9 protein-coding genes are annotated in these 9,497 nt (G+C 64.6%); 5 read left to right on the forward strand and 4 right to left on the reverse strand.

Annotated features, from left to right (window positions below; genetic code table 11):
- Nucleotide 1: 1 nt before the first annotated feature.
- From RT91_RS11675 to RT91_RS11690, 4 genes are all read right to left on the reverse strand, one after another.
- Nucleotides 2–1,099: an ABC transporter ATP-binding protein gene (locus RT91_RS11675; protein WP_011941542.1), complete on the reverse strand. Its 1,098-nt coding sequence runs from the start codon at nt 1,097–1,099 to the stop codon at nt 2–4.
- A 9-nt stretch (nt 1,100–1,108) separates the two neighbouring features.
- Nucleotides 1,109–1,939 carry a carbohydrate ABC transporter permease gene (locus RT91_RS11680; RefSeq protein ID WP_408735337.1) on the reverse strand — a complete coding sequence of 277 codons (831 nt, stop codon included), beginning with the start codon at nt 1,937–1,939 and terminating at the stop codon, nt 1,109–1,111.
- A 1-nt stretch (nt 1,940) separates the two neighbouring features.
- Nucleotides 1,941–2,852: a carbohydrate ABC transporter permease gene (locus RT91_RS11685; RefSeq protein ID WP_011941540.1), complete on the reverse strand. Its 912-nt coding sequence runs from the start codon at nt 2,850–2,852 to the stop codon at nt 1,941–1,943.
- Between the two features lie 72 nt (nt 2,853–2,924).
- Nucleotides 2,925–4,235, reverse strand: coding sequence for a sugar ABC transporter substrate-binding protein (locus tag RT91_RS11690; protein ID WP_007424286.1), 1,311 nt, complete (start codon nt 4,233–4,235; stop codon nt 2,925–2,927).
- Nucleotides 4,236–4,661: 426 nt separating this feature from the next.
- Between RT91_RS11690 and RT91_RS11695 the strand changes: the two genes are divergently transcribed.
- The 5 genes from RT91_RS11695 to RT91_RS11715 all read left to right on the forward strand — a co-directional run.
- On the forward strand, nt 4,662–5,516 hold the full coding sequence (locus RT91_RS11695; protein ID WP_013639476.1) for a DeoR family transcriptional regulator: 855 nt from the start codon (nt 4,662–4,664) through the stop codon (nt 5,514–5,516).
- Complete coding sequence (locus tag RT91_RS11700) at nt 5,513–6,454, forward strand: sugar kinase (protein WP_007424284.1); 942 nt, start codon at nt 5,513–5,515, stop codon at nt 6,452–6,454. Before RT91_RS11695 ends, RT91_RS11700 begins: the two co-directional genes overlap by 4 nt.
- A 27-nt stretch (nt 6,455–6,481) precedes the next feature.
- Nucleotides 6,482–8,125 (forward strand): FGGY-family carbohydrate kinase, encoded by a 1,644-nt coding sequence (locus RT91_RS11705; protein ID WP_007424283.1) that lies wholly within the window; start codon nt 6,482–6,484, stop codon nt 8,123–8,125.
- Nucleotides 8,126–8,190: 65 nt separating this feature from the next.
- Nucleotides 8,191–8,865, forward strand: coding sequence for a DUF1345 domain-containing protein (locus tag RT91_RS11710; RefSeq protein WP_035187420.1), 675 nt, complete (start codon nt 8,191–8,193; stop codon nt 8,863–8,865).
- A gap of 54 nt (nt 8,866–8,919) precedes the next feature.
- The coding region (locus RT91_RS11715) for a DUF6444 domain-containing protein (protein ID WP_240314204.1) at nt 8,920–9,497 on the forward strand (578 nt) is incomplete at its 3' end.

Genomic DNA, 9,497 nt, shown 5'->3' on the forward strand with positions numbered 1-9,497 from the left:
CTCAGTGCAGGTGGAATTCGCGCCGCAGCAGCGCCTTGCCGTCCGGACCGAACAGGACGGCGCGGGCGGATTGCGGTTTCATGCGCACGGGGTCGCCCATGCGCACGCCCGCGAGATCGTCCGCCTTGACGATCATCTGCTTCTCGCCGGGGCGCTTGACGTAGACCAGGGTTTCGTTGCCGAGATGCTCGACGAAATCGGCGGTGCCGCCGATCTCGCCATCGGCGGCGAGCGCGGTGTGCTCGGGCCTGGTGCCGAGGGTGACGCGCAGGCCGGGGGCGGCGGCGATGTTCGCCGCCTCGACACGGATGGTGCCGCCATCATCGAGTTTCACATCCGCACCGGCATCGTCGCGCGCGGCGATCTCGCCTTCCAGCAAATTCATCTTGGGCGAGCCGATGAAGCCGGCGACGAAGAGATTGGCAGGGTTGTGGTAGAGTTCGAGCGGGGAGCCAACCTGCTCGACGATGCCGCCGTTCAGCACCACGATGCGGTCGGCCATCGTCATCGCCTCGACCTGGTCGTGGGTGACGTAGATCATCGTGGTTTCGAGCTGCTTGTTCAGCTTCACCAGTTCGGTGCGCATCTGCACGCGCAGCGCCGCATCGAGATTCGACAGCGGCTCGTCGAACAGAAATCCTTTCGGATTACGAACGATCGCGCGGCCGATGGCGACGCGCTGGCGCTGGCCGCCGGAAAGCGCCTTGGGGCGGCGGGCCAGCACCTTGTCGAGTTGCAGCATCTCGGCGGCGTGGGCGACCTTCTTCTCGATCTCGGCCTTGGGCACCTTTGCCATCTTGAGCGCGAAGCCCATGTTTTCCGCGACCGTCATGTGCGGATAGAGCGCATAGGTCTGGAACACCATGGCGAGGCCGCGCTTGTCAGGCGGGATGTCGTTGGCGCGGACGCCATCGATGCTGAAATCGCCGCCGGTGATTTCCTCAAGACCCGCGATCATGCGCAGCAGCGTCGTCTTGCCGCAGCCCGAGGGGCCGACGAAGACGACGAATTCGCGATCGTCGATCGACAGGTCCACGCCCTTGATGGCGTGGAAGCCTTCATATCGTTTCTCGACCTTTTCAAGCAGAAGTTTCGCCATGATCCGCTCCTATTTCACCGCGCCGAATGTGAGCCCGCGCACGAGGCGGCGCTGGGTCAGGCTGCCGAAGACCAGAATGGGGGCGACCGCGAGAACCGAGGCCGCCGAGAGTTTCGCCCAGAACAATCCCTCCGGCGCCGAGAACCGCGCGATATAGGCGGCGAGCGTTCCGGCATGGGAGGCGGTGACGTTGATGCTCCAGAACGCCTCGTTCCAGGCGAGGATGACCGAGAGCAGCGCCGTGGAGGCCACGCCGGGACCCGCGAGCGGGAGCAGCAGATGGATCATCTGCTGGCGCGGGCCAACGCCATCGACGCGCGCGGCTTCGAGAATTTCGTGAGGAATATCCTTGAAGAACGAGTAGAGCATCCAGACCACGATGGGCAGATTCATCAGCGTGTCGATGCCGACGAGGCCGAGCCGCGTGTCGAGCAGGTGGACGTTCTTGAGGAAGAGATAGATGGGCATGAGCACGCCAACCGCCGGGAGCATCTTGGTCGAGAGCATCCACATCAGGGTAAATTCCGTGCGCTTGCCAGGGAAGAAGGCGAGCGCGTAGGCGGCGGGAAAGGCGATGGCGATGGCAAGCACGGTGGAGCCGACGCTGACGATCACGCTGTTCAGCGCGAAGAGCAGGTAGCCGGCATTCTGCGTTGCATCGAAGAAGCTCTTGAGCGTGGGCGTGAAGATGAGCAGCGGGGGAATCGCGATGGCTTGGCCTTCGGTCTTGAAGGCGGTGACGATCATCCAGAGGATCGGGAAGAACATGATGAACGCGGCCGCCCAGGCGAGGATGGCGAGGACAACGCGGCTGGAGAGGGATGGTTTCATCAGCAGCACCTCACGCCTGCAGGGTGCGCGAGACCGCGCGGATGAGGAAAAAGGCGAGGATATTAGCGAGGACGATCGCGAAGACGCCGGCGGCTGAGGCGCTGCCGATCGAGAAATCGTTGAGCGCGCGGATGAAAATCATGTAGGTCAGCGTCGTCGTCGCGTGGCCTGGACCGCCATTGGTTGTGGTGTAGATGACGGCGAAGGCCGAGAGCATGAAGATCGATTCCAGCATCACCACGATCGAGATCGGCCGGCCGAGATGCGGCAGCACGATGTAGCGCAGGCGGGCGAGGCCCTTCGCACCATCCATCCGCGCGGCTTCGAGCTGGTCGGTATCGAGCGATTGCAGGGCGGTGAGCAGGATGAGGGTAGCGAAGGGAATCCAGCGCCATGAATAGATGATCACGATCGAGACCATCGGATAGACGCTGAACCAGGCAATGGGTTTGAAGCCGACCAGCGTCATCAGCCAGCCGGCGAGGCCGCTGACCGGATCGAGCAGCAGGTTCTTCCAGATCAGGGCGGCAACCGGCGACATCACGAAGAAGGGCGCGATCGCCATCAGCCGGGCGATGTTGCGGCCGGGGAAGTCGTTGTTCAGCAGCAGAGCGATGATCGTGCCGAACACGATCGAAGCGACGAGCGTGCCGGCAACCAACACCACGCTGTTCCAGATCGCCGTCCAGGTCGAGGAATCGGTGAAGAGATAGGTGTAATTGAGGCCGCCATTGTAGGCCGAGGGCGGCTCCATCAGATTATAGTGTTGAAACGAATAGAGAATCGTCTGCAGGAGCGGCAGGATTGACCAGAGGAGCAGAAGGATCACAGCGGGCAGCAGCAGCGGCAGGGTTCGCACCTGCCGGCGCTGCGTGGCGCCCGATCTGCCCGGTGTTATCGTGCCTGACGTTGGCTGGATCATCGCACACTCCCGCTTTCCGAAGGGGCGGCGGCGCTCCGGTTGACCCGGGGCGACGCCGCCCTGCTGCCGCACTCAGTGGTAACCGGCTTCCTTCATCGTCCGCGCCGTTGCCTTCTGGGCCTGGGCGAGCGCCGCGTCGACCGATTTCTGACCGGCGAGAGCTGCCGCGATCTGCTGGCCAACTTCGGTACCGATGCCCTCAAACTGCGGGATCGCGACGAACTGCACGCCGGTATAGGGGACTTTCTTGAGCGTCGGATTATTCGGATCGGCGCTCAGGATCGCTTCCTTCACTTTCGAGGCGAAGGGGGCGGCCTTGGTGTAGTCGGGGTTGTCATAGGTCGAGATGCGGGTGCCGGGCGGGACCTGGACCCAGCCGAAGGTCTTGCCGACGAGCTTGAGATAGGCCTTCGACGTCGCCCATTCGAGGAACTTCATGTCGTCCGCCTTGTGGCGCGTGGTCTTCGGCATCGCGAGCGCCCAGGCCCAGAGCCAGTGCGCGCCATGGGGCGTGACCGCCACCGGGGCGGATACCATGCCGACCTCGTTCGCGACCTTCGAGGTCTTTGGATCCCAAAGCGTGCCGGCGGCGACCGTGCTGTCGATCCACATCCCGCACTTGCCCTGGCTGAACAGCGCGAGATTCTCGGTGAATCCGTTCGAGGTAACGTTGGGCGGGCCGTACTTCTTCTCGAGATTCACGTAGAAGTTGGCAGCTTTCTTCCAGGCCGGGCTGTCGATCCGGGGCTGCCACTTCATGTTGAACCAGCGGCCGCCGAACGTGTTCACCAGCGTGGTGAAATAGGCCATGTTCTCGCCCCATCCAGGCAGGCCGCGCAAACAGATGCCGTAAATGCCCTTCGAAGGATCGTTGATCTTGGCGGCAAACTTCTCGATTTCGGTATAGGTCGGATGCGCCGGCATGGTCAGGCCGGCAGCCTTGAAGAGATCTTTGCGGTAATAGGTCGCCGAGCTTTCGGCGTAGAACGGGAGAGCGTAGAGTGTGCCCTTGTAGGACAGCCCGTTGCGTACCGAGGGAAACAGGTCCTTCACGTCGTAGCTCGCCGGCAGGTTCTTGATCGGCGCGAGCCAGCCGGCCTTGCCCCAGATCGGCACTTCGTAGGAGCCGACGGTGACGATGTCGAAATTGCCGGAATTCGTTGCGATGTCCGTGGTGACGCGCTGGCGCAGGGTGTTTTCAGGCAGAACCACCCAGTTCAGCTTGATGCCGGTTTCCTTGGTAAACTGCGGCGACAGCTTCTGCATCTGCAGCATGTCGGGGTTGTTCACCGTCGCGATCGTCAGCGTCGTCGCATGGGCGGCGGCAATGCCGAGGCAACCGAGGGCGAGTCCGCCCACCGCAATCCTGATCTGTCGTTTCACGAGACGTTTCTCCCTCTCGAACAATCCGGTTCATTGAATCAAGCAAGGGCGCCGCCAAACCGCGCGCCGAAGCGTGCGCAGACGGGCTGCGCAAGGTGGGCCCGCAAGGAGCCGGTGCGGATGACAGGGATGCCGGCTTGCGGCCCCGATGCGGGCCGCGACCGGATGGATGGATATCCCCCCGCGCGCTGCGTCCAGGCTTCGGCGCAGCTTGTGATTCGTAGGTAGCGAACTTTCGTTTGATAAGTCAACGGAAAAAATTCACCGCACCGCAATATCCAAAAACACTAATTCATAATGAAAATGCTATAGAATTGGTTAAGGGCAGTCATCATGACATGATTCGGCCGCTTTCGTTTCGAAACCTATGGACTTCCGAGCATGTTGCTGGCATCGATAGCAGATGGGCAGCCTGGGAACATCGACGTGACGCTCGGCGCGAAAAGTGCCGTGCTGCAGCGGCGGCTGAAGATCGCCGACTGGATTCGCCAGTACGGGCAAATGCGCGTTGATGAGCTCAGCACGGCGCTAAAGGTTTCCGAAGTCACCATCCGTGGCGATCTCACTTATCTTGAGGAGCAGGGGCTGATCGTCCGCAGTTTCGGCAAAGCGATAGCGGCGAAATCGGGCGCGCCGCGCGACCGGCCCGCCGGCGCGCCACTGACCAAGGCGCTGCTCGTGCCGATGCTGCGGCGGGCGCAGGCGCTGATCGGACCCGACCAGACCGTGCTGATCGGCCCTGGCCCGCTCGCCACCCAGGCAATTCCTTGGCTTGCGGAAATTCCGGGAGTTTCCGTGGTGCTGACCAGCACCGAGGCGATCCCCCTCGCCCGCACCTGCCTCGATGCGAGGATCTACCTGCTCGGCGGCGAGATTACCGCGGAGAGCGGCATGATCGAAGGCGCAGGCGCCCTCAGGATGCTTGACCATTTTGCGCTGGGCTGGTCGATCCTCGAGGCGGACGCCCTGTCCGCCGATTCGGCGCTGCTGGTGGCCGCCAAGCCCGCCGAACGGCTGGCCGAGGCGGCGATACGGCGCAGTACGCGCAGCATCGTGTTGATCGGCAACCCTGCGCTCTCGCTCGAACGGCGGACGGCGCAGCTCGGCCTTACCGGGATTTCCGACTTGATCCTGCCCGGCATGCCCAGCAACCGTCTGCGCGACATCCTCCTCGGCGCCGGCTTCAGGCCTGTCGAGACCGATGGCGGAACCGAGGCGCATTTCTCCAGCCATCCCGCGCATAGCCGGAGCGGCGCCAGGGCGTTCGGCGAGGCGTCATGACCGGCATGATCGTGACCATGGGTGAAATCCTCGTCGACATTCTCGCCGAGGAAAAGGGCCAGGGCTTCCACGAGCCCGGCCGGCTGCTTGGCCCCTTCCCCGGCGGCGCGCCGGCGACCTTCATCGCCCAGGCCGCACGGCTTGGTGCTGGCGCGGGCATCATCTCCTGCATCGGCGACGACGATTTCGGCTGGCTCTGCGTCGACCGGCTGCGGCGCGAGGGGGCGGATGTGAGCGCCGTGCGGATCGAGCCGGACCAGGTGACGGCAAGCGCCTTCGTGCGCTACCGCGAGGATGGCGACCGCGACTTCCTGTTTAACCTCAAGCGCAGCGCCGCGGGGCGGATCACGATCGACGCCGCCGCACGGGCGATGCTCGCTCAATGCGCGCATTTCCACATCATGGGGTCGTCGCTCTTCTCGTTTCATATTATTGACGAAATGAAAAAGGCGATCGAGCTCGCCAAGGCGAACGGTGCGGTGATTTCCTTCGATCCGAACATCCGCAAGGAAATGCTGATGATTCCGGAAATGCGCGCGGGCCTCGAATTCATGCTCGGCTATACCGACATCTTCATGCCGTCAGGCCCTGAGATCCTGCTGCCGACCGAGGCGAAGTCGGAACGCGCGGCGGTCGAGGAACTGCTCGATCTCGGCGTACGGATGGTAGTGATCAAACGCAGCCGCAAGGGTGTGAGTTTCCGCTCGCGCGATGAACAATTCGACCTGCCGGCGTTTCCGGTGGAGGAGATCGACCCGACCGGGGCGGGCGACTGTTTCGGCGCTGCCTTCGTCACCTGCCTGTTGCAGGGGATGGGGACAAGGCGGGCGCTCGACTATGCCCGCGCGGCGGGCGCGCTCGCCGTCAGCCGCAAGGGCGGGATGGAAGGGATTGCCGACTTCGCAACGCTCGACGCCTTCATCGCCGCCGCGGGCTGAGCGGCAACCGGAACGAGGAGGACCGCCATGAGCCACCCGGCAAACCATATCGTCATTGGCGTCGATGTCGGCACCGGCAGCGCTCGCGCTGGCGTGTTCGGCCTGGACGGAACGATGCGCGGCAGTGCCGTGCAGGCGATCCGCGCCTGGCGACCGCGGCCGGATTTCATCCAGCAGTCGAGCACCGATATCTGGGCAGCGGTGAGCGATGCGGTGCGCTGCGCAATGGCGGAGGCCGGCAGTGGGCTGGTGGTGCGCGGCATCGGGTTCGACGCAACCTGCTCGCTCGTGGTGCTGGATGAAGCCGGCGCGCCGCTGCCGGTGGAGCCGGACGGCGACCCGGCGCAGGACGTGATTCTCTGGGCGGATCATCGCGCGCAGGCGGAGGCGGACGAAATCAATGCGGGCGGGTACGAGGTGCTGCGCTATGTCGGCGGGCGGATCTCGCTGGAGATGGAGACGCCGAAGCTGCTGTGGCTGAAGCGGCACGCGCCGCAAAGCTGGGCGGCGGCGCGGCATGTCTTCGACCTGCCGGATTTCCTCACCTACAGGGCGACGGGTGCGGCCAGCCGCTCGCTCTGCTCGACCGTGTGCAAATGGACCTATCTCGGCCACGAGGAACGCTGGGACGAGGCGTATTTCCGGGCGATCGGGCTTGGCGAGCTTGCCGATGAGGGGTTCACGCGGATCGGCACCACGATCCTGCCGATCGCGACACCGGTGGGCGGCGGGCTTTCGGCCGAGGCGGCGGCGGCGTTCGGGCTGACGCCGGGGATTCCGGTCGGCACCTCGGCGATCGACGCGCATGCGGGCGGGATCGGGGTGATCGGCGCCGCACTCGACGGGGTGGCGCCGGATGCGGCCGCGCTCGGGCGGCGGGTCGCGCTGATCGGCGGGACGTCGTCCTGCCACATGGCGGTGGCGCCGGAGCCGCGCTTCGTGCCAGGCGTGTGGGGGCCGTATCACGCGGCGATGATTCCGGGGATGTGGCTGAACGAGGGCGGGCAGTCCGCGACCGGCTCGCTGATCGACCATATGGTGACGACCCATGCCGCCTATCCGGCACTTGCCGCCGCGGCGAAAGCGGAGGGGGTGAGCATCTACGAGCGGCTGAACGCGCTGGTCGGGCGGATGGCGGCGGAGGCTGGATCGACTGCGGCGTTGACCGAGGGCCTGCACGTGTTTCCCGATTTCCACGGCAACCGCTCGCCGCGCGCGGATGCCACCCTGCGGGGCATGATCTCGGGCCTGCCGCTCTCGGCGGACGAAGCGGATTGCGCGCGGCTCTATCTCGCAACGCTCCAGGCTTTGGCCTACGGCACGCGGCACATCATCGAGACGATGAACGCCAATGGCTACGCGATCGACACGATCATGGCGACCGGCGGCGGGACGAAAAACCCGCTTTTTCTCCGCGAGCACGCGGATGCGACGGGTTGCCGGATCGTGCTGCCGGCGGAGCCGGAGGCGGTGCTGCTCGGCAGCGCCATTCTCGGCGCGGTGGCGGGCGGCGTGTATCCTGACCTGCCGGCAGGAATGGCGGCGATGAGCCGGGCCGGGGCGATGATTGCGCCAGAGGCAGCGAACGCCGGCTTTCATGCCCGCAAATATGCCGTGTTCCGGCGGATGCATGACGACCAGATGGCGTATCGGGCGCTCATGCGGAGCTGACACCGTTCACGGAAAAGCGAAGCGCCACGCCTGCCCTCGCGGCGAAGTTCCTGTATGAAGAACGGATGACGCCTCGCCCGCTTGCCGTGCGCATTGCGCGCGGCCACCCCCGCCTGTTCACTGGCCTCCTCTGCGGAGCCCTCGTCTTCCTGCTGCTGTCGGGCGATCTTGCGCCGACGCTGCGGGTCGTGATCGGCTGGGACATTGCCGTCGCGGTCTATGTCGCGCTCGCCATGCTGCATTTCAGCCGCGCCGACCACACGCGGATCGGCGCCGACGCGGCGCGGCAGGAGGAAGGGGAATGGACGATCTTTGGCCTTAGCCTGGCCGGTGCGCTGATGAGCTTCACTGCGATCGTCATCTTCGCCGCGCGTGGCAAGGGGACCACGGCGCACACGCCCTATGTCGCGCTGGCAGCTGCAACGCTGGTGGCATCGTGGCTGATGACCCAGATCACCTTCACCTATCGCTACGCGCACGAATATTACGCGGCGACCGATAGCGGGCCGGAAGGCGGGCTCGCCTTTCCAGGCGGTGAGGCACCGGACTATCTCGACTTCGTTTATTTCTCGTTCGTGCTGGGAATGACGTTCCAAGTATCTGACGTGAACATCCTCAGCCGCAAGATGCGGCGGCTGGCGACATTGCAGGGCGTGATCGGCTACCTGTTCAATACAGTGGTGCTGGCTCTAGCCATCAACATCGCGGCCGGGTATCTGCTCATCCTGGTCCGTCGATAAGTTGAATCGATTGTGAATTGACGTGACCACGGCGGATACGATTCGACGGGAGGCGTGAACGAGCTTCCTGACCTGTCTCTCCTATCGCACGCTGAGAAAGACGCGCTGATCCGCGCGCTATGGGACGCGTTGCAATCATCCGAGCGCAGGAACGCGGAACTGGCAATCCGGCTTTCGGATGCGGAACGCCGGATTGCGGAGTTGGAGGCGCGGCTAAACGAACCGCCGAAGCGGCCGGACAATTCGAGCCTGCCGCCATCGCGCGGGCAGAAGCCAAACCGGCCCGAGAAAAGTCCGCGCAAGGGGCCCCGCAAAGGCAGTCTCGGCCGTGAGGGTGGCGGTCGCTTGCTTGCCGAGAACCCCGATCAGACGGTGATCGCGAAGGCGGCGCATTGCCAGCACTGCCGTGCCGGGCTGACTGACGCGGATCAGCGCCTCGCGCAGCGCTACGACAAGATCGATCTGCCGCCGATCAAGCCGGTCGTCACCCGCGTCGAACGCTATGCCGGCCATTGTCCGTGCTGTGGGGCGACCACGCTGGCAGCCGTCCCGGAAGGCATGGAGACCGGCACACCATTCAGCCTCAACCTCGTGGCTCTCGCGATCTACCTGCGCGTCATCCATGCGGTCAG

It is taken from the genome of Acidiphilium sp. JA12-A1 (assembly GCF_000724705.2).
Taxonomy (GTDB): domain Bacteria; phylum Pseudomonadota; class Alphaproteobacteria; order Acetobacterales; family Acetobacteraceae; genus Acidiphilium; species Acidiphilium multivorum.